Source organism: Bordetella genomosp. 13 (assembly GCF_002119665.1).
GTDB lineage: Bacteria > Pseudomonadota > Gammaproteobacteria > Burkholderiales > Burkholderiaceae_B > Bordetella.
On the sequence record NZ_CP021111.1, the window covers coordinates 4,740,383 to 4,759,673 of the forward strand.

The 19,291-nt window shown below is 67.9% G+C and carries 17 protein-coding genes; 1 reads left to right on the top strand and 16 read right to left on the bottom strand.

The window, feature by feature from the left end:
• Positions 1-20 precede the first annotated feature (20 nt).
• The 9 genes from CAL15_RS21380 to CAL15_RS21420 form a co-directional block, all read right to left on the bottom strand.
• The gene (locus CAL15_RS21380; protein ID WP_086080334.1) at positions 21-554 is read right to left on the bottom strand and encodes a TRAP transporter small permease; all 534 of its coding nucleotides are present in this window, start codon (positions 552-554) and stop codon (positions 21-23) included.
• Positions 551-1,831 (bottom strand): TRAP transporter large permease, encoded by a 1,281-nt coding sequence (locus CAL15_RS21385; protein WP_086080335.1) that lies wholly within the window; start codon positions 1,829-1,831, stop codon positions 551-553. The genes CAL15_RS21380 and CAL15_RS21385 overlap by 4 nt, the downstream gene beginning before the upstream one ends.
• Positions 1,832-1,896: 65 nt before the next feature.
• The gene (locus tag CAL15_RS21390) at positions 1,897-2,889 is read right to left on the bottom strand and encodes a TRAP transporter substrate-binding protein (RefSeq protein WP_086080336.1); all 993 of its coding nucleotides are present in this window, start codon (positions 2,887-2,889) and stop codon (positions 1,897-1,899) included.
• Between the two features lie 36 nt (positions 2,890-2,925).
• On the bottom strand, positions 2,926-4,617 hold the full coding sequence (locus CAL15_RS21395; RefSeq protein WP_198299096.1) for a thiamine pyrophosphate-binding protein: 1,692 nt from the start codon (positions 4,615-4,617) through the stop codon (positions 2,926-2,928).
• Positions 4,618-4,723: 106 nt separating this feature from the next.
• Positions 4,724-5,698, bottom strand: coding sequence for a Bug family tripartite tricarboxylate transporter substrate binding protein (locus tag CAL15_RS21400; protein WP_086080337.1), 975 nt, complete (start codon positions 5,696-5,698; stop codon positions 4,724-4,726).
• A 173-nt stretch (positions 5,699-5,871) separates the two neighbouring features.
• Complete coding sequence (locus CAL15_RS21405) at positions 5,872-6,783, bottom strand: helix-turn-helix domain-containing protein (RefSeq protein WP_086080338.1); 912 nt, start codon at positions 6,781-6,783, stop codon at positions 5,872-5,874.
• Positions 6,784-6,836: 53 nt separating this feature from the next.
• Positions 6,837-7,679 (bottom strand): siderophore-interacting protein, encoded by an 843-nt coding sequence (locus CAL15_RS21410; protein WP_086080339.1) that lies wholly within the window; start codon positions 7,677-7,679, stop codon positions 6,837-6,839.
• A complete protein-coding gene (locus tag CAL15_RS21415) occupies positions 7,676-8,365 on the bottom strand; it encodes a PadR family transcriptional regulator (protein ID WP_232468255.1) in 690 nt (229 codons plus the stop codon). The genes CAL15_RS21410 and CAL15_RS21415 overlap by 4 nt, the downstream gene beginning before the upstream one ends.
• Positions 8,366-8,487: 122 nt before the next feature.
• Positions 8,488-12,114 (bottom strand): indolepyruvate ferredoxin oxidoreductase family protein, encoded by a 3,627-nt coding sequence (locus CAL15_RS21420; protein ID WP_086080341.1) that lies wholly within the window; start codon positions 12,112-12,114, stop codon positions 8,488-8,490.
• A gap of 155 nt (positions 12,115-12,269) precedes the next feature.
• Between CAL15_RS21420 and mutY the strand changes: the two genes are divergently transcribed.
• Positions 12,270-13,409, top strand: a complete 1,140-nt coding sequence (gene mutY / locus CAL15_RS21425; RefSeq protein WP_086080342.1) for an A/G-specific adenine glycosylase — start codon at positions 12,270-12,272, stop codon at positions 13,407-13,409.
• A 51-nt stretch (positions 13,410-13,460) separates the two neighbouring features.
• Here mutY and CAL15_RS21430 read toward each other — a convergent pair whose 3' ends face one another.
• From CAL15_RS21430 to CAL15_RS21460, 7 genes are all read right to left on the bottom strand, one after another.
• Entirely contained in the window at positions 13,461-14,450 is a 990-nt protein-coding gene (locus CAL15_RS21430; protein WP_086080343.1) for a Bug family tripartite tricarboxylate transporter substrate binding protein, read from the bottom strand.
• Between the two features lie 80 nt (positions 14,451-14,530).
• Positions 14,531-15,217 (bottom strand): AroM family protein, encoded by a 687-nt coding sequence (locus CAL15_RS21435; RefSeq protein WP_086080344.1) that lies wholly within the window; start codon positions 15,215-15,217, stop codon positions 14,531-14,533.
• On the bottom strand, positions 15,214-16,137 hold the full coding sequence (locus CAL15_RS21440) for a DUF1177 domain-containing protein (RefSeq protein WP_086080345.1): 924 nt from the start codon (positions 16,135-16,137) through the stop codon (positions 15,214-15,216). The genes CAL15_RS21435 and CAL15_RS21440 overlap by 4 nt, the downstream gene beginning before the upstream one ends.
• Positions 16,134-16,838: a dipeptidase PepE gene (pepE, locus tag CAL15_RS21445; protein WP_086080346.1), complete on the bottom strand. Its 705-nt coding sequence runs from the start codon at positions 16,836-16,838 to the stop codon at positions 16,134-16,136. Before pepE ends, CAL15_RS21440 begins: the two co-directional genes overlap by 4 nt.
• A gap of 72 nt (positions 16,839-16,910) precedes the next feature.
• Positions 16,911-17,678, bottom strand: coding sequence for an IclR family transcriptional regulator (locus tag CAL15_RS21450; protein ID WP_086080347.1), 768 nt, complete (start codon positions 17,676-17,678; stop codon positions 16,911-16,913).
• A 140-nt stretch (positions 17,679-17,818) separates the two neighbouring features.
• Complete coding sequence (locus tag CAL15_RS21455) at positions 17,819-18,643, bottom strand: helix-turn-helix transcriptional regulator (RefSeq protein WP_086080348.1); 825 nt, start codon at positions 18,641-18,643, stop codon at positions 17,819-17,821.
• Positions 18,644-18,709: 66 nt separating this feature from the next.
• The gene (locus tag CAL15_RS21460; RefSeq protein WP_086080349.1) at positions 18,710-19,198 is read right to left on the bottom strand and encodes a PTS sugar transporter subunit IIA; all 489 of its coding nucleotides are present in this window, start codon (positions 19,196-19,198) and stop codon (positions 18,710-18,712) included.
• Between the last annotated feature and the right edge of the window lie 93 nt (positions 19,199-19,291).

The window sequence follows — 19,291 nt, forward strand, 5'->3', positions numbered from 1 at the left end:
GGAATGAAAGTGCGTGCCGATCACCGGGCCTGGGCCGGGACCCGGCCTTGCGGCGCGACGGCCGGCATGCGGGGCCGCGAGGCCCGGATCGCGCACCACACGTCGCGGACCGCGTACAGCGTCATCAGCAGGCCGGCGATGGGCAGGCACGCGTATGCCCATGCCTGCGGCAGCTCCAGCACAGGCGTGGTGGCGGTCGTGCGCGACACGAACAGCGCGCCATAGCCAAGCAGCACCGCGGCGAACAACAGGCCCAGCAGCGCGATCGCAAGCTGGTGCAGCCATTCCGTCTTCCGGCCGGCCAGCCGTTCCGCCAGCAAGGTGATGGCGAAGTGGTCGCGTTCGCGCCAGAGCGCGCTGGCGCCGATGAACACCAGCCAGGCAAAGATCGTCGTCACGACCTCGTCGAACCAGTTCATGCCGAACCACCCGGTGGCGCGGCTGACGATATTGGTCAGCAGCAGCAGTATCAGCGCCAGCAGGCAGGCAATCGAGAACGCGCGCAGGGCCATGCCCAATGAGCGGTCGATACGGGCGATCAAAGAGGGATTCATAGCAGTGTCCTTGGAAGCCACAGGGAAACGGCCGGCCAGTACGCGACCATCAGCGTGACGATCACGATGGCGACCAGCATGGGCCAGAGTTCAGCGACGATCTCGCCGACCTTGACGCCGGACACTCCGCTGACCGCGAACAGCAGGATGCCCACGGGCGGAGTAAGCAGGCCGATCATCGAGCACATCACCATCAACATGCCGAACTGCACCGGGTCCATGCCGATCTGGGTAACGATGGGCATGAAGATCGGAACGGTGATGATGATGACGGCCACGCCTTCCAGAAACAGGCCGATGGCGATCAGCACCAGGATGATGAGGGCGGTGATTTCCCACGGCACAGTGGACAGGGACATGACGCCCTGGATCATGGCGTCCGGAATGCGCTTGTGCACCAGGAACCACGTGAGAAAGCCTGCCGAGGCGATGATGAACAGCACGCGGATGGAGTGCTGGAGCGTATTCCACAGCACCCCGGGCAGGTCCGACAGGCGGATCTCCTTGTAGACGAACATGCCCAGCACCAGGCAGTAGCAGACCGCTACCACGCCGCCTTCCGTGGGGGTGAACAGGCCGCTCGCCATCCCGCCGATGATGACGACCGGCGCCAGTATGGGCAGCAGCGCGCCCATGAAGGATTCGCGCAGTTCGCGCAGCGAGGCGCGACGCTCGACCGGATAGCCGCGCCGCCGCGACACCACCCACACGGCGATCATCAGCGCCGCGGTCAGCACCAGTCCGGGGATGATGCCGGCGATGAACAGCTGCACGACCGACACGCCGGTCAGGCCGCCGAAGATCACCATCGGCACACTGGGGGGAAACACCGGCCCGATGGTGGCCGAGGCGGCCGTGACCGCGGCCGAGAAACGCGCCGGAAAGCCGGCGTCGGTCATGGCCTTGATCTCGACCTGGCCCATGCCCGCCGCGTCGCCGACCGCCGTGCCGGACATGCCGGAGAAAATCAGACTGCCCATCACGTTGACCTGCGCCAGACCACCGGTAAAGTGGCCCACCAGGGCGTGGGCGAAACGGAAGATGCGGTCGGTGATGCCGCCGGTGTTCATCAGGCTGCCGGCCAGGATGAAAAAGGGAATGGCCAGCAGGGTGAAGCCGGACGAAGCCGAGAACATGCGCTGCGCGAGCATGGTCAGGGCCTGCATTTCGCCAGCCAGCACGTAGCTGATGATCGCCGTGGCGCCCAGGGCCACGGCGATGGGCACGCCGAACATGATGAGGGCGAGCAGTCCGCCCATGACGAATATGGCTTGCATAGCTTTCTCTCTTGTCGCCACGAGGCGGGCCGGCGCGCGACGCCCCGGCCCGCCCGCAAGATGGCTTACTTCGCCAGCATGTCGAGGAAGGTCTTCATGTTTTCCTTGCCCGCATAGGCGGACACGCGGTCGTAGGCCGGCTGCATGACGGCGCGGAACTTCGCGATGTCGGGACGGGTGATGGCGACGCCGGCCGCTTCCATCCTGGCGAGTTCGTCGGCCTCCTGCTCGGCCACCAGCTTGCGCATCAGCAGTCCGGCCGAGCGGCTTTCCTCGCGGACCGCGGCCTGCTGCTCGGGCTTGAGCTTCTGCCAGGTGGAGCGGCTGATGACGTGCGTCATGCTGTTGTAGACGTGCTGCGTCAAGGCCAGGTGCTTCTGCACCTCGTGCAGCTTGAAGTGATAGATGACGCCGATGGGATTCTCCTGGCCGTCGACCACGCCCTGGTTCAGCGCGGCCACCAATTCGGGAAAGGCGATCTGGGCCGTGGAGGCGCCCGCGGCCTCGAGCGCGGCGATGATCTGCAGTTCGGGCGGCGTGCGCAGCTTCAGCCCCTTCATGTCCTGCGGGCCGTCGATGGGGCGCCGCGAGTTGGTGACGTTGCGGAATCCGTATTCCCAGGTCGACAGCAGCACCAGGCCCTTTTTCTCCAGCCGCGGGGCGACCCAGTCGTAAAAGGGGCCGTCCAGCACGCGATGCGCGTCCGCATAGCTTGCGAACGCATAGGGCGTCATGACGGTGGCGAAGGCCTTCTCGTACTTGTCCAGCGCACCCTGGGTCGGAAGGTTCATGTCGATGACGCCGACCGTCGTCTGCTCCAGCTGGTCAGGCGGCGACCCCAGCTGATTGGCGGGATACAGTTCGATCATCACCTCGCCGTTGGTGCGCGCCTCGACATTCTTCTTGAATTGCAGCGCCGCGGTATGCGCGGGGTGCGACTCCGCCGCGAAATGCGCCAACTTCAGCGTGGTCTTGGCCTGCGCCGCCGCGCAGACCGACAGGGCCATGCCCGCCGCCAACGCCAGGCGTACCAGCCGCCGATAGGGTTTGGATTGCATGTCGAGTCTCCTCTCTGTTCTCGTCGTTGTGAGTCGTCAGGCGGTCTGCCGCAATGCGCGTTCTCGCAGTTCGGTCAGCGTGGCGCGCGGGGTCAGTATCTCCGGCTCGATCTCGAGCTCGATCAGGGCCGCCCCGCCGGTTTGCAGCGCCCGCTGCAGCACGGGCGCGAAGTCCTGGCTGCGCGAGACGCGTTCGGCACGCAATCCGAACGACTGGGCGTACATCACGAAATCGGGATTGCACAGATCGGTGCCGATGGGCCGGCCGGGGTAGTTCGTTTCCTGATGCATGCGGATCGTGCCGTACATGCCGTTGTTGAACACGATGAACACGATGTCCAGTCCGTAGCGTTTCACGGTGGCGAGCTCTTGCGCCGTCATCATGAAACAGCCGTCGCCGGCCAGGCAGACGACCTGCCGTTCGGGGTGGCGCAGCTTGGCCGCGATGGCGGCCGGCACGCCATAACCCATGGCGCCGCTGGTCGGCGCCAGCTGGCTGCGCGCATGCGAGAACGGGTAATAGCGATGCGCCCATGCGCTGTAGTTGCCGGCGCCATTGGTCAGGATCGCGTCTCGCTGCAGCGTGTCCCGCAGCGCGACGATCACCTGGGCAGGGTCCACTCTGGCCTCTCGCAAAGGCGGCTCGACATAACTCTCATAGCTGGCGCGCAGGGTCTGCAGCCAGTCCGCGCGTGCCGCGGAATACGCTGCGGGTTCCAGCGCGGCGGCCGCCCGGGCGAATGGATTCATGTGGCTCAGCACAGGCACTGTCGCCTGGTACACGCGTCCCAGTTCCTCCGGCGCGGCCAGCACGTGGACCAGCCGCTGGCGCGGCGCCGGCACGTCGAGCAGCGTGTAGCCGCTGGTGACGATCTCGCCCAGCCGCGTACCCACCGCGATCAGCAGGTCGGATTCGCGCACGGCCTTGGCCAGGGCCGGGTTCAGGCCTATGCCGACCTCGCCGACATAGTTGGGATGGCGGTTGTCGAACAGGTCCTGCCTGCGGAAAGTGCATGCCACGGGCAGGCCGTTCTGCTGCGCGAAGCGTGTGATGGCTTCCCGGCCGTCGGCCTCCCAGCCCACGCCGCCAAGCAGTAGCAGCGGCCGCTGCGCGTGCGCAAGGCACTCGTGCATGCGCTGCATCGCGTCGGGCGCAGGATGCGCCTGCGGCACGGAAACCTGGGCGGTCTCGACAGGAAAGGCGGATTCGGTGAGCATGTCCTCGGGCAGCGCCAGCACGACGGGCCCCGGACGGCCGGATTGGGCCACCGAAAATGCGCGCGCCAGGAACTCCGGAATGCGGGCGGCGTCGTCGATCTGCGCCGCCCATTTCGCGAACTGGCCGAACATGCGCCGGTAGTCGATTTCCTGGAAAGCCTCGCGCTCCATCATGTCGCGGCCGACCTGGCCCACCAGCAGCACCATGGGGGTGGAGTCCTGGAACGCGGTATGCACGCCGATGCTGGCATTGGTCGCACCGGGGCCTCGCGTCACCAGGCAGACGCCCGGCCGGCCGCTCAGCTTGCCGTGGGCCTCGGCCATGAAGGAAGCCGCGCCCTCGTGGCGGCAGGTCACGACGCGTATGGCGTCCTGGTGGGCATACAGCGCATTGAGCACGTCCAGGTAGCTTTCGCCCGGAACGCAGAACACGGTGTCCACGCGTTGCGCCAGCAGCGCCTCGGCGATCAGTTGTCCGCCGGTGCGGAGCTTGGAATGGTCACTCATCATCTGTCAGGTAGGAGTTCCGCGAAACTGCGGACGAGTCGGGGCCTGCCCGGACTCATCCGAGCCGGCCAGGCGGTTCATCTCGAAGGAAAGGCGCGTGCCGGAAAGTTCAGTCGACGGAGGCGCCGGATGCCTGCACCAGCGTGCGCCAGCGCTCGACTTCCTGCTGCACGTACAGGTGAAACGCCGGATAGCCATCCCCGACCGGGTCGGCGCCCAGCTCTTTCAACTTGGTCTGCACCGGCGGCGCCGCCACGCTTTCGGCGATGGCGGTGGACAGACGCTTCACGACGTCCGGCGGCGTGCCGGCGCGCACGAACAGTCCGAACCACGAGCGCGCCATCATTTCCTGGTAGGGAGTCTCGGCGAAGGCGGGAACGTCCGGCAGGGCCGCATGCCGCTGCGCGCCCGTCACGGCGATGGGAGTCAGGCGTCCGCCCTGGACCTGCGACAACACTTCCGGCAGATTGGCGAACATGAACTGCACCTGCCCGCCGATCAGGTCGTTCATCGCCGGCGCGCCGCCTTTGTAAGGCACGTGGGTGGCCTTGCCGCCGGACAGGGAGTTGAACTGGGCGCCGGCCAGGTGCGCCGCGGTGCCGGTGCCGCCCGATGCATATGCCATGCGCGATCCGTTCTCGCGCAGATAGTTCGACATCGCCTTGGCGTCCTTCACAGGCACCTGAGGATTGACCACCAGCAGCAAGGGCACGGAAGCCAGGTTCGACAGCCCGACCAGATCTTTGGTGAGGCTGTAGTCGAGGTTGCGATACAGCGTGGCGTTGATGGCGTGGCTGGATGTGGCCATCAGCAGCGTGTAGCCATCCGCATCGGCGCGGGCAACGGCCGAGGCTCCGATATTGCCGTTGGCGCCGGCGCGGTTCTCGACGACCACCGGCTGCCCCAGCCGGTTGCTCATCTCTTGTGCAACGGTGCGCGCGATCACGTCGGTGGCGCCGCCTGCCGCGAATGGCACGATGATGCGCAGGGGATGGTCGGGAAATGCCGCATTGGCCAAAGTGCCGCACAAAGCCAGCGCGCTGGCCAGCAAAGGACGCAGCATGCGCCCCATGGTCCGATTCATGTCTGTCTCCTGTCTCGCCATTCTTGGATGGCGATGTGTGGTCTATGCGGCGCCGATTGCCGTGCAAGGCATAGGCGGCGGCCGCAGGACACACTGTACGCAGGGACCGCTCTGCAGCGTTAGGACGTATCAGTGCCTGAATTGCACTTTTTCGCGCGCACGATTGCGCTGGCTCAATGCCGCAGGCTCAGTACGGTCTTGCGGAACTCGCCTGGCGTCATCGACGTGTGCTTCTTGAAGAAGCGCGTGAAATAGGCGGGATCTTCGAAGTTGAGCTGGAACGCGATCTCGGCGATTCCCGATTCGGTGTTCGTCAGCAGACGCTTGGCCTCGAGCACCACGCGATCCTGGATCACCTGGCCGGCAGTGCGGCCCATGGTGCGCTTCACCGCTTCGTTCAACTGCCGATCGCTGACGAACAGCGCGTCCGCGTAGTCGCGGATGCTGCCGAACTGCAGGTAGCGCTCTTCGACCAGCAGCGTGAAGCGCTTGACCAGCGAATAATTGGGACCGGCCGTCAGCGTGCGTTCGTCGACGGGATACAGGCGCCGCAGCTGCGTCAGCAGGATCAGCAGATACGAGCGAACGACGTCGTAGCGCCCCAGCTGGCGCTCGCGCATTTCGTGCTCCATCGCCCGCAGCAGCGGCAGCATGCCGTCGTGCTGCTCGGCGCTGAGGTACAGCGCGGGATGGCCGCTAGTGGGATGGAAGAACGGAAATTTGGCGATGTCGTCGGCGCGAGGAAACATGTGGGTGAAGAACGCCGTACTGATGTTCATCACGTAGCCTTCCGGCGGCACCGACGACGTCCAGGCGTGCAGCTGGCCGGGCGCGAGAAAGAACACGGAATGATCCCGCACCTCCAGGGTCTGGAAATCCAGCATGTGGCTGCCCTGCGCGCGCGTCATCCAGAGCACGTGGTAGTACGCGTGCCGATGCGGGAACGCGCGCGGGATCTCGGGCCGGCTCTGCAGCCGGACGAGGTCGAAATAGAAAGAGCCCTCGCCGGCGAAGTCCGTGGATTCGAACGTGGGGAAATCCGCTGCACCGGCGTGTCGCGGCTCGGCATCAAGCGCCTGGGTCATAGGAAGGCTCAGGTAGGTTCAGTCTTGCTCGAGCCGAAAACTGTATCACCCATTCAGTCGGCGAACACCTCGTGCGAGGCGCCCGGTCCGCGGCGCCAGTAGCTCGCGGCGCGCACGCAGGCCTTGTCAATGCCGCGCTCGCGCACCAGGTGTTCCCGTATGCCGCGGATCACCGAATACTCGCCCGCCGCCCACGCGTAGCCCATGCCTTCGGGCAGCAGCAGGCCGCGCACGGCGGTCTCCAGGGCACTGGGCCCGTCGTTCGCGTCCGCGGCGCCATGCACCCATTGCAGCTTCATGCTGGCCGCGCTTTCCAGTGCCAGTCGCGCAGACGGATCGCGCGTCTCGACCACCACGATCGCACGCGCCTCGGCGGGCAGTTCCTGCAAGCGACGCGCGATGGCGGGCAAGGCGGTCTCGTCGCCGATCAGCAGGTGCCAGTCGTACTCGAGCGGCACGACGAATGAACCGCGCGGCCCGGCCACTCCCAGGAACTGGCCCGGCCGGGCCTGCGCGGCCCAGGTGGTGGCCGGCCCCTCGCCATGCAGCACGAAGTCGATGTCCAGTTCGCCCGCCTGCGCGTCGTAGCGGCGCGGCGTGTAGTCGCGGGCAACGGGGCGCGGAGCATGCTCGGGCCATTGCGGACCCTTGGGTCCGAAGGTGGGCAACTGCACCGCCGCATCGGGCTGGGCGGGAAAGAACAGCTTCACGTGGTCGTCGAAGCCCTCGGACACGAACCCGGCCAGGTCCTCGCCAGCCAGCGTGATGCGCACCATGTGCGGCGTAAGCATGACCTTGCGGCGCACCTGCAGCAGGCGCGCCTTCAACGCATGCTGCACCTTTCGCACCGCGGGGCGTACCGCATCGGCGGCGGACGAATCGATCGGCGCATTCATGCCTCGCCCTCCTGGCCGGAGGTCCGGTTCGGTTGTTGCTCGATCTCGGCCGCCGCGCGGCGCAGGATGGCGGCTATGCGCCGCTGCTCGGCGTGATCCGCATCCGTACGGCGCAGCAGCGCCCGCTTCAGCGCGTGGCGAGCCTCCACCAGTTCTTTCAGCCAGCCGCTCGCGGCCTCGGCGTCAGCATCGTTCTTCGCCCCGTCGGGGCTGTCCGCGCCGCCCCAGGCCTGCTTCATCCACGCCATCTTGCGCGCCGCATGGCTCAATGCGGCAAACAGCAACTCGGCTTGTTCGCGGTGCGCGTCCAGGTGCGCGCGGCCGGCTTCGGCCAGGTGATAGCGCTTGCGATTGCCGTGCGCTTCGACCGTGGCGTAGTCCAGCTCTTCCAGATAGGTGAGCGCGGGGTAGATGACTCCGGGACTGGGGCTGTAGAAGCCGTTGGAGCGCGCTTCGAGCGCCTTGATCAATTCGTAGCCATGGCGCGGCTGCTCTTCCAGCAGCGCCAGCAGCATCAGCTGGAGCTCGTCGGCGCCGAACTTGCGGCCGCGGGTGAAGCCCTCGCCTCCCATGCCTTCCCAGCCGCCCATCCAGCCTCGACCGGGCCGGCCGCCGCGCGGCCCGCCGGGGCCGAACCAATGCTTGGCCCGATGGGCCACCGCAAAACCGTGAAAAGGAAAATGCATCATGTGCCTCGCATATCGTACGATATGTCGTACGATATATCTGCGAAGCGCATCATGTCAACCGCCGATGCCGCGCGAAGCCGGCGATGAGCCGGCCCGCGGGCTTCCTGCACCAGGGCGAGCTACGCCGCCCGGGCTCCGTCCAGCGACACCACCTGGGCGCTGAAGTCCTTCATCAACTGCTCGCGCCGCGCGGCGGCTTTCTCCATCGCCGCCTCTTTGATGTGACCGTAGCCGCGGATCTGCTCGGGCAGACTGGCAAGCGCCACCGCCCGTTCCAGGTTGCCGCGGCTCAGCTTGGGCAGAATGGCCGTGATGTCGTCGCGGTACTGCCGGATCAGTTCGCGCTCGGCGCGCCGCTCGGCGGTATAGCCGAACACGTCCAGGGCCGTGCCGCGCAGACCGCGCAGGCGCGCCAGCATGCGGAACATGCGCAGCGTGCCTGGGCCATAGCTGCGCTTGACCAGGTGACCCTTGGCGTCGCGTTTGGCCAGCAGCGGCGGCGCCAGATGGAAATGGATCTTCCAGTCGCCTTCGAACTGCGCCTCGACGCGCTTGAGGAATTCGCCGTCGGTGTACAGACGCGCCACCTCGTACTCGTCCTTGTAGGCCATGAGCTTGAAGTAATAGTGCGCCACCGCCGTCGCCAGCCGCGTGGTGCCGGTCGCGTCGCGTTCGGCTCGCGCCACGCGCTCCACCAGCTCCGCGTATCGGTCGGCATAGGCGGCGTTCTGGTAGTCGGTGAGAAACGCCTTGCGGCGGGCGACCAGCTCGTCGAGCTCGCCGGCGGGCCGCTTGAAGTCGACCACCGCGCCCTGGCCTCGCCGCACTTCGACGATGCCGTCGTCGGCGGCCTGCCCCGCAGAAGCGGCCGGAGCGCCGATCAGCCGCTGCACTTCGGCCAGGTCGTGCGCGGCGCGGCGCCCCCAGGCGAACGCCGCCAGGTTGTTGGGCACCTGCTGGCCGTTGAGTTCGATGGCGCGCCGCAGCGCCGCCTCGCCCAGCGGCAGCCAGCCCTTCTGGTAGGCATAGCCCATCATCAGCGGATTGGCGTAGATGGCGTCGCCCAGCAGGCCCACGGCCAGTTCGGCCGCATCTATCGTGTCGACGTTGCCCGCGCCGCAGGCGGTCTGCAGATCGGCCTGCAGGTTCGAACCGGGCAGGCTCCAGTCGGGGTTGTTCACGAATGCGGCGGTGGGCGCGACGTCGCTGTTCAGCAGCACGCGCGTGCGGCCCGGCAGCATGCGGGCGATGGCCTCTTGCCCCGTGCCCACCACCAGGTCGCCCGCCAGCACCAGGTCGGCCTCGCCCATCGCGACACGGGTGTTCAACAGCCCGCCCGGCGTCGGCGCCAGCACCACGTGCGAGTACACGGCCCCACCCTTCTGGGCCAGACCCGCCATGTCGAGCACCGAGCAGCCCTTGCCTTCGAGATGCGCGGCCATGCCCAGCAGTTGCCCGATGGTGACCACGCCGGTGCCGCCCACCCCGGCGATGAACACGCCGTAATGGTCGGCGCCGCCTTCGCCCAGCCCGGCGGGCCGGGGCTCGGGCAGGCCCGCGGCGATGTCGCCCTGCTGCGTCAGCGCGCGCGGCTTGCGCAGCTTGCCGCCCTCGATGGTGACGAAGCTGGGGCAGAAGCCCTTCAGACACGAGAAGTCTTTATTGCAGCTGGACTGGTTGATCGTGCGCTTGCGGCCGAACTCGGTTTCCAGCGGCTCGACGGACAGGCAGTGCGATTTCTCGGAGCAGTCGCCGCACCCTTCGCAGACGCGATCGTTGATGAGCACGCGGCGCGCCGGGTCGGGATACGCGTTGCGCTTGCGGCGCCGCCGCTTCTCGGTGGCGCAGGTCTGGTCGTAGATCAGCACCGACACGTTGGCGTATTCGCGCAGCTCGCGCATGACTTCGTCGAGCTCGTCGCGGTGCCGTACCGGCACGTTGGGCGCGAGGCCCGACATGTCGCGATACTTCTCGGGCTCGTCGGTGACGACGATGATCTTCTCGATGCCTTCGGCCGCCACCTGGCGCGTGATCATGGGCACGCTGATCGGCCCATCCACCGGCTGGCCGCCGGTCATGGCCACGGCATCGTTGAACAGGATCTTGTAGGTGATGGGCGCCTTGGCCGCCACGGCCGCGCGTATCGCCAGCAGGCCCGAATGGAAATAGGTGCCGTCGCCCAGGTTGGCGAACACGTGCTTCTCTTCGGTGAACGGCGCCTGGCCCAGCCACGGCACGCCCTCGCCGCCCATCTGGGTGAAGACCTGCGTATTGCGGCCCATCCAGGTCACCATGTAGTGGCAACCGATGCCGGCCATGCCGCGCGATCCCTCGGGCAGCCGCGTGGAGGTGTTGTGCGGACAGCCCGAACAGAACCAGGGCTTGCGCTCTTCGGTGATGCGCGGCCTGGACAGCGCCTTCTCGCGCGCATCGATGAACGCCAGGCGCGCCTCGATGCCGGCGCGCACGTCGTCGGGCAGCGCGAAGCGCAGCAGCCGCTGGCCCACCACCTTCGCGACCATGGCGGGCGAGAACTCGTAGTGCGCGGGCAGCAGCCAGTTGCCTTGCGGCACCGACCATTCGCCGCCGTCCTTGTCGTCGAACTTGCCGACGACGCGGGGAATCTTCTTGCCCGAACCGATCCAGCTGAACAGTTCTTCCTTCAGCTGATACTCGATGACCTGGCGCTTCTCTTCCACCACCAGGATCTCGTCCAGTCCTTCGGCGAACTGCTGCATGCCGGCGGCCTCGAGCGGCCACACCATGCCCACCTTGAACAGCCGCAGCCCGATGCGTCGGCATACGTCTTCGGACAGGCCCAGGTCGACCAAGGCCTGGCGCGTGTCCAGGTACGACTTGCCCGACGTGATGATGCCGAAGCGGGCGTCGGCCTGCGGCACGTGCCACATCTCGCGGTTGAGCTTGTTGGCGCGCGCGTACGCCAGCGCGGCGTACAGCTTGTAGTCGAGCAGGCGCGCCTCTTGCGCCAGGGGGGTGTCGGGCAGGCGTATGTTGAGTCCGTCGGCCGGCAGCACGACGTCTTGCGGCAGCACGATGGAAACGCGATCGACGTCCACGTCGACCGAAGCCGACACCTCGACGATGTCGGTGATCGTCTTCAGGCCGACCCAGACGCCGGCATAGCGGCTCATGGCCCAGCCGTGCAGGCCGAAGTCCAGCACTTCCTGCACGCTGGCCGGGAACAGCACCGGAATCATGCAGGCCTTGAGGATGTGGTCGCTTTGATGCGGCAGCGTGGAGGACTTGGCCGGGTGGTCGTCGCCCGCCACCACCAGCACGCCGCCGTGCTTCGAGGTGCCCGCGGCGTTGGCGTGCTTGAACACGTCGCCGCAGCGGTCCACGCCCGGCCCCTTGCCGTACCACATGCCGAACACGCCGTCGTACTTCGCGCCCGGGAACAGGTTGACCTGCTGCGAGCCCCATACCGCGGTGGCGGCCAGGTCTTCGTTGACGCCGGGCTGGAATTCGACGTGGTGCTGCTTCAGGTACTTGGCGGCCTTCCACATGTTCTGGTCGACGCCGCCCAGCGGCGAACCGCGGTAGCCCGATACGAAGCCAGCGGTGTTCAGGCCGGCGCGCACGTCGCGCAGCCGTTGCATGATGGGCAGGCGTACCAGGGCGTGGATGCCGCTCATCCAGGCGCGGCCGGTTTCGAGGGTGTATCTGTCGTCCAGCTGGACGGACGAAAGCGCCGCGTGCTGCGCGGGCGTAAGAGGGGCATTCATGTCTACTCCGTTGGTATGGGATCTCCGGGACGGCCGCACGAGAAAGCTCTTGTGGAGCGGCCGGCGACAGGCCCGGGCACTGGGGTGCCTTTTGTTTTCTTTCCCTTTTACCCGGCCGGATACGTCCCCGCAATAGGGCGATGCGATAATCCGGCATGGACTTCGCCACCCGCATCGCCGCCTGGCAGGCGCTACACGGCCGCCATGGACTGCCCTGGCAGGGGCCTGCCGACCCCTATCGCACCTGGCTGTCCGAGATCATGCTCCAGCAGACGCAGGTGTCCACGGTCATCCCGTACTACCAGCGCTTTCTCGAACGCTTCCCCGATGTGGCCGCGCTGGCGGCCGCCAGCCAGGAAGAGGTCATGCCCTACTGGGCCGGACTGGGCTATTACGCCCGCGCGCGCAACCTGCATCGCTGCGCCCAGCAGGTGGTCAGCGACTGGGGCGGCCGCTTTCCCGCTACCGCCGAACAGATCGCCACGCTGCCCGGCATCGGCCGCTCCACCGCGGCGGCCATCGCGGCGTTCTCTTACGGCGAGCGCTCGCCGATCCTGGACGGCAACGTCAAACGCGTATTCGCGCGGCACTTCGGCGTGGAAGGCGACCCGACGCGGCGCGAGGTCGAGCAGCGCATGTGGGCGCTGGCCGACGCGCAGGTGGCCGCGGCGCCGCAACTGGACATGCGCGCCTATACGCAGGGCCTGATGGATCTGGGCGCCACGGTCTGTACGCGGGGCAAGCCCGCCTGCGAGCGCTGTCCGGTGGCCGACACCTGCGTGGCCCGCCGCGAGGGCCGGCAGCAGGAACTGCCCAGCCCCAAGGCGCGCAAGACCGTGCCGCAGCGCCAGACCGGCATGCTGGTGCTGCAGCACGCCGGCTCGGTGCTGCTGCAGCAGCGGCCGCAGTCGGGCATCTGGGGCGGCCTGTGGAGCCTGCCCGAATTCGCCGCCGAAGGCGACCCGCTGGATGCGGCCCGGCTGCTGGGACACGAGCCCGCGGCGCACTATCGCCTGGCCGACTTCTCGCACACCTTCACGCATTACAAGCTGAACATCAGCCCGTGGTACGTGCACGTGCAGGCGCCGGCGGCGCTGCGCGATGCGGCGGCCGAGGGCGTGGCGACGCGCTGGATGGCTGCCGCCGAGCTGCCGTCCACCGCCCTGCCCGCGCCGGTGAAGAAGCTGCTGGAAGGATTGTTCGAGGCGGGACTGCCGGGCATGCCCGCGGCCGATGGCCTGCAAGCCAGCCCGAGCCTCTTCGCCCCGTTCCCCCGCCACGGCGCCCGGACGTGAAAACGCCGTCGCGCCCATGACGGGCGGGACGGCGCCGATACTGCTGCGTGCTTACTGCTCGATGCTGATGTTCGCGGCCTTCACGATGTCGGCCCACTGCTGGCGATCCTTCTCCAGGAACTGCGCGAACTGCTCGGACGTCACGCCCGTGACGGGCTCGGAACCCAGGCCGGCCATCTTCTCTTTCAGCGCCGGCTGCGCCAGCACGTCCCGGAAGGCGGCCTGATACGTGGCCAGCACATCGGCCGGCAGGCCGGCCGGCGCGAACACGCCCTGCCACGTGGGCATGTCGAAGCCCTTCAGGCCCTGCTCGTCCAGGGTCGGCACGTTGGGCAATTGCGCCGCGCGCTTGAGCGACGCCACGCCGATGGCCTTCACCTTGCCCTGCTGCGCCAGGGGCGCCGCGGTCGAGATGTTGTCCATGGTCATCGCGATGTGGCCGCCCAGCAGATCGGTGATCACCGGCGCGGCGCCGCGATACGCGGCCACCGGCACCTTCACGCCCAGACGGTGCAGCATGGTCTCGGCGATGAGGTGGTTCGAGATGCCCACGCCCGCGATGCCGTAGCTGGCGCTGGGCGTCTTCTGGAAGTATTCCTTCAGCTCGGTCAGATTATTGGCCGGCACGTCCTTGTTGATGATCAGCACGTTGGGCTGCGTCGCGGCCTGCGTGATGGGAGTGAAGTCGGTGGGCTTGTAGTGCGTGCCCTTGGGGTTCAGCACATACGTGATGGCCATCGAGCCGGCGGCGCCGATGCCGATGGTGTAGCCGTCGGGGCGCGCCTGGGACAGGCGCATCGCCATGATGTTGCCGCCGGCGCCCGCCACGTTCTCCACCACCACGGGCTGGCCCAGGCGCTGAGACAGGGGGTCCGCCAGCAGGCGGGCCAGCGTGTCGGCCGAGCCGCCGGGGGCGAAGCCCACCATCAGGCGCACGGGCTTGGTGGGCTTCCAGGCGTCGGCGGCCACCGCCGGTGCGGCGGCCGCGGTGCCGGCGACGAGGACTGCGCCCAGGGCGCATCGCAGGTTACGAACAAACATAATCACACTCTCCAGTGAGTCATTGACGAAGTTGTCATGTCTCCACTCGCCGCTCTTTTCTCGCGGACGTCGTTATTCATTCATTCCAGGATCTGCGACAGCGCCTGGGCCACCATGCGGTTGGACAGCAGCACCGGCCGGCCCGAGGCGGCCGCGGTGGCGCGCCGCATGCGTTCGGCATAGCCCATGCAATGCAGCACGATCAGATCGCAATCGGACAGTTCGCGGCCCGCGGCCTCGAAGCGGGCCTGCGCTTTCGCCGGATCGGCCTCATAAGGCGAGGCGTGCACGATGCGCGTCTCGCAGCCCAGCGGCGTGGCCAGATGGAAGGCATCCACCTGCGCGGCCAGCGGCACGACCAGGCCGATGCGCCGGCAATGGCGAGCCAGCCCGGCGATCAGGTGATCCACCACTTGCTGCGGCTCGACCACGAGGGTGCGCATGGGCGCGATGGCGGTGCCGGTGCACAGCGGCACCAGCACGTCGTAGCCTGCCGCATCGGCCCGGCCCATGATCTCCGCCAGCCTGGCCTCGGCGGCATGCTTGTCCAGTTCCACCTGCGCGCCGTCGCGCATGCGCGACGCGAAGCGGTAGGCGCCCGGCTTGGGCCGCATGGCCTGCAGTTGCGCCTCGTCCATGCCGTCCAGGGCGCCGAACTCGTCGATGGCCACGTGCGGGCCCAGCAGCGGCGCCATCTCGGGCACCACGTCACTGCGCGGCGACTGCCCGATGGTGAAGAACGCCACGCGGCGCGTCGTCACGCTCATGACTGAACCTCATGACCGACGGTCTGCAGGTGCGCCAGCGAACCATAGCGCTGCTGAAGCGCGGCCCATTCCTGCTCGTCGAAGAACTTCAGCACGCCCTGCCCGTAGAGCTTGGCGACCTCGATGCAGAAGCGCATGGCCACGTCGGCGTCCACGGCGTTGGTCACGCCGGTGGCGCAGCCGGGCACAGTGGTCTGGGCCGTCAGCGCGACGCCGACGACCGGCGCATCGGTGACGATGGTGGGCTGCATCAACGAATTCACGTGCCACAGGCCGTTCTCGTACGGCGTGATGTCCTGCGTGGTCAGCGGCAGCGTCAGGGGCAGCTGGCCACTAACCCAGCCCATCACATCGAGCATGGTTTCGGGAATGCGCAGCAGATAGCCTTGTCTGGCCACGGGGGTCAGCGCGACGCCGCGCTGGTTCACCAGCCGGTTGCCGCGCGTCGTGTCGACGGACAGGATGGCTTCCATGCGCGGGTCGACTTCGTGGGACATCATCTCGCGCATGGGGAACGGAGAGCGCATCATCGGCACGGGGTGGTGCGGACGCGTGCCGGCGCGCGGGCAGATGTGCGTGCGGATGCGCACGGTGCCCGGCATCAGGTCGCCCTGCCGCGCCATGGCCATGATCTTCAGCGCGGCCGCGATTGCCACCACGGCCCCGTCGCTGTCCGACACCAGGCCGGTAACCGCCGGCCGCGCGCCGATGCCGCCCAGCCGGCCCACGATGCCCAACTGCGGAGCCGACTCGTCGGCGCCCGGAATGACGATGGACAGAAAGTCCGTGGCGGCCTCGCCGCGCTCCAGGCGGGTGACCTCGACCTCGCAGCGGCCCGCGGCGCGCAGCACCTGCGCGACCGACTCGCCCGTGACGTAGGCCGACGACAGCAGTTCGATGGTGTCTATGACGTGCTTCATGCCGACACCTCCACCTTGCCGGGACGCAGCACGGCGGGCTCGCGCCGCCCCAGGAACAGCGTCGCGTCGTGCGGGCCCACCAGTTCCATTCCGTCATCGCGCACCCGCAGGCCGGTGCCTTCCGGCAAGCCGAGCACGGGCATGGCCGGGCTCGCCGCGCAGAACTCCGCCAGGCGCTGCATGCGCGTCTCGCCGCGATGTCCGGGCGGATGGGCGTTGGTGTAATGGGGATTGATCTGGAAGGGCACCAGGGCCAGGGCGTCGAAGCTGCCCGGATCGACGATGGGCATGTCGTTGGTGGTGCAGATCGTGGGGCAGGCCAGGTTCGATCCCGCGCTCCAGCCCAGGTACGACGCGCCCTCGCGCACGCGGCGCGCCATCAGCGGCATCAGCTCGCGGCGGCGCAGCTCGCGCAGCAGATTGAACGTGTTGCCGCCGCCGACGATGATCACGGAGGCCGCCTCCAGCGCCGCTACCGGGTCCTCGGCACGATGCAGCGGCTGGATGTTCCAACCCAGGTCCGCCAGCGCATCGCCCACCAGCGTCGCGTAATCGTCCCAGTCGCGCGTCACGCCCGCGAAGGGCACGAAGACGGCGGACGCGTCCGCGGGCAGGGCCTGGCCCAGTTCACGGATGGCCGGCAAGGCGTGGACCAGGTAGCCGGCCTCGCTGCTGGAGTTGCTCAGGAGCAGAAGATTCATCGAGAAATTCCGTAGTGAAACGTCGGTTGTGCGCGGCGCGGCCGCGAGTACAGACTGGAAGATTCGGCGCGCCTACACCTGCCAGAAAGGATCGTGCAGGTCGCGGCCCAGGCCGCCGACCTGTTCGAGGACCAGCTGGCGCAGCTCGGCGACGCGCGCGGCGTCGGCCTGGAATGACACGAAGGACACGCACAGGCCGCGCAGTTCGCCGGTGCCGGGATCGCGCACCGCGGCCGCCACCGCGCCGATGCCCGGCATGGCCTGGTCGATGGCGACGGCGCAGCGCTCGGCCTGGATGCGGACCACGTGCTGGGCCAGCTCGCCGACCGAGGCGGGGCAGTCGCGCCCTTCCGGCGGCAGCGGCGCGGAAGGATCGTCGCCATACAGCGCGGCGAATTCGGCCTTGGTAAGCCGCGACAGCATCGCGCGCCCCATCGCCGTGCTGGACGCCGCGCGGCGCGATCCGGGCGGCGACAGCACCTGCACGGGATGCGAACCGTTCAGGCGCTGCAGCACCACGGTCTCGTGGCGGTTCAGTGTCGACAGATACGCGGTAAGGCCCGAGGTGTCGGACAGCCGCGCCAGCACGGCGCGGCAGGCTTCGTCCAGCGGCGTGGCGGCCATGCTGGCGCGTACCGCCTGCGCCAGCAGCGCGCCGGCGCGGAATCGCCGGGTCTGCGGGTCCTGGTCCAGCAGTCCGTAAGCCTGCATCTGCGCGAGCAAGCGCGACGCCGAGCTCTTGGGCAGCGACAGCCGCCCGGCCACGTCGGTGAAGCTCAATTCGGTCGCGCCATCGGCGTAGAGCGACAGCACGCGCTGCACGCCATCCAGAATGCTCATACAAGTTCCGTTTTTCGGAACTATAGTTCCGTAATGTTGAACAAGCGTACTGCAAGCAGCGGGCGAGCGTCAAACGACGTGCCCGCCGCACTCGGCGAGCGGCGCGTGGCGCATCAAAGAAATATGCGTGGAAGGTTTGTTCAGCCGAGGTTGCGAAGCAACATCACCAGCTTCAGCCCGGGATGCGTGGCCAGCCGGAACGTCACCTGCCGGAACGTCAAGCGTCCGTCGCGCGGATGGGCGAATTCGCGCGCACCGCCTTCGCGCTCCACCACGGCATGGCGTGTCCACCAGTGGGCGAAGGTCTCGCTGGCGCGGTTCAGTTCGGCCAGCAGCACGCTGACGTCCGGCTCGTCCAGGTGCGCGCCGGCATCGGCGCGGAACTCGGCCACCACGCGGCGCGCGCGCTGTTCCCAGCCCACCACCAGTTCGCGGGCGGCGGGGTCCAGGAAGATGTAGCGCAGCAGGTTGGGATGCGGGTCCCGGTCCGGCCAATGATCGAACAGTTCGCGCATGGCCGCGTTGCTGGCCAGGACGTGCCAGGCCCGGTCCAGGACATAGGCGGGCGCCTCGATGGCGTCCACGCACTCCTGCAGCGGCAGGCCGGACGGGCCGCCCGGTTCGTCCTGCGCGTGCATCGGATCGGCGCATTCGGCCAGCTCGAACAGATAGGCGCGCTCGGCCCGCACCAGTTGCAGCACGTTGGCGATGCGCGCCCATACCGCGGGCGATACCGACACTTCCCGGCCCTGCTCGATCCAGGTGTACCAGGTGACGCTGATGCCCGACAGCTGCGCCACCTCTTCGCGGCGCAGCCCCGGCGTGCGCCGGCGCATGCCGTCGGGCAGTCCGGCCATCTGCGGGGTGATGCGGGCGCGAGCGTTGCGGACGAATTCGCCCAGGGTACGGCGGCGCAGCGCCGAGCCCTCGTGGCCGGCTGCCGGAGCGGAAGAGGTACTGTTCATACCAGGATAGGCAAAGGCCTGTACGCGGATTCGGGCGCGCCTATCTTACCCGCGCGGCGCGCGGCGCTAGTGCGCGTCGCGGTCGGACAACGCGGGATTTCGCTCGTTCCAGCGTCGGAACGCCTCTCTTACCTGATCCGCCTGGTCGCATTGCCGCAGCGCCTTCTGGAACTCGGCTTGCGAGAACAGTCCGGCCGCTTCGGCGAGGATATCCAGGTGCGTCTGGTTCGCCGGCGCCGGCACAATGATGAACAGCGCGTGCACCACCCGCGAGCCCGCCCCGTCATCGAAGAAGCACGGGCGCTTCAGCCGCATGTACAGAAGGCGGATGCCTTCCAGCCCTTCGACCGAGGCATGCGGCATGGCCACCTCCTGTCCCAGCGCCGTCGAGCCCAGCCGCTCGCGCCGCACCAGGGCAGCGAGAATGTCCTCGGCCGAAATGCGGCAGGCCGCCGCCAGGCGCTCGCTGGCAATCTGGAACAGCTGATCCTTGTCCCGCACGTCCACGTCCACGAGGATGCGGTCGTGCTGCAGGAAATCGTCTATCACGCCCATATGCGCTCCCTTCTGCGTCGGGACTGGCCCAACGGAGTCGTTGCGACGCGGCCGTCGCGTTCATGAACTGCTCCCCGAGCCTGTCCGATCACT

Coding starts and splice junctions, on each gene's coding strand:
- CAL15_RS21400 (WP_086080337.1), bottom strand. CDS start 5,698: ATGAATCGGACCATGGGGCGCATGCTGCGTCCTTTGCTGGCCAGCGCG.
- pepE (WP_086080346.1), bottom strand. CDS start 16,838: ATGAATCTTCTGCTCCTGAGCAACTCCAGCAGCGAGGCCGGCTACCTG.
- CAL15_RS21385 (WP_086080335.1), bottom strand. CDS start 1,831: ATGCAAGCCATATTCGTCATGGGCGGACTGCTCGCCCTCATCATGTTC.
- CAL15_RS21430 (WP_086080343.1), bottom strand. CDS start 14,450: ATGTTTGTTCGTAACCTGCGATGCGCCCTGGGCGCAGTCCTCGTCGCC.
- CAL15_RS21455 (WP_086080348.1), bottom strand. CDS start 18,643: ATGAACAGTACCTCTTCCGCTCCGGCAGCCGGCCACGAGGGCTCGGCG.
- CAL15_RS21395 (WP_198299096.1), bottom strand. CDS start 4,617: ATGATGAGTGACCATTCCAAGCTCCGCACCGGCGGACAACTGATCGCC.
- CAL15_RS21460 (WP_086080349.1), bottom strand. CDS start 19,198: ATGGGCGTGATAGACGATTTCCTGCAGCACGACCGCATCCTCGTGGAC.
- CAL15_RS21450 (WP_086080347.1), bottom strand. CDS start 17,678: ATGAGCATTCTGGATGGCGTGCAGCGCGTGCTGTCGCTCTACGCCGAT.
- CAL15_RS21405 (WP_086080338.1), bottom strand. CDS start 6,783: ATGACCCAGGCGCTTGATGCCGAGCCGCGACACGCCGGTGCAGCGGAT.
- CAL15_RS21435 (WP_086080344.1), bottom strand. CDS start 15,217: ATGAGCGTGACGACGCGCCGCGTGGCGTTCTTCACCATCGGGCAGTCG.
- CAL15_RS21440 (WP_086080345.1), bottom strand. CDS start 16,137: ATGAAGCACGTCATAGACACCATCGAACTGCTGTCGTCGGCCTACGTC.
- CAL15_RS21410 (WP_086080339.1), bottom strand. CDS start 7,679: ATGAATGCGCCGATCGATTCGTCCGCCGCCGATGCGGTACGCCCCGCG.
- CAL15_RS21420 (WP_086080341.1), bottom strand. CDS start 12,114: ATGAATGCCCCTCTTACGCCCGCGCAGCACGCGGCGCTTTCGTCCGTC.
- CAL15_RS21415 (WP_232468255.1), bottom strand. CDS start 8,365: ATGCATTTTCCTTTTCACGGTTTTGCGGTGGCCCATCGGGCCAAGCAT.
- CAL15_RS21390 (WP_086080336.1), bottom strand. CDS start 2,889: ATGCAATCCAAACCCTATCGGCGGCTGGTACGCCTGGCGTTGGCGGCG.
- CAL15_RS21380 (WP_086080334.1), bottom strand. CDS start 554: ATGAATCCCTCTTTGATCGCCCGTATCGACCGCTCATTGGGCATGGCC.
- mutY (WP_086080342.1), top strand. CDS start 12,270: ATGGACTTCGCCACCCGCATCGCCGCCTGGCAGGCGCTACACGGCCGC.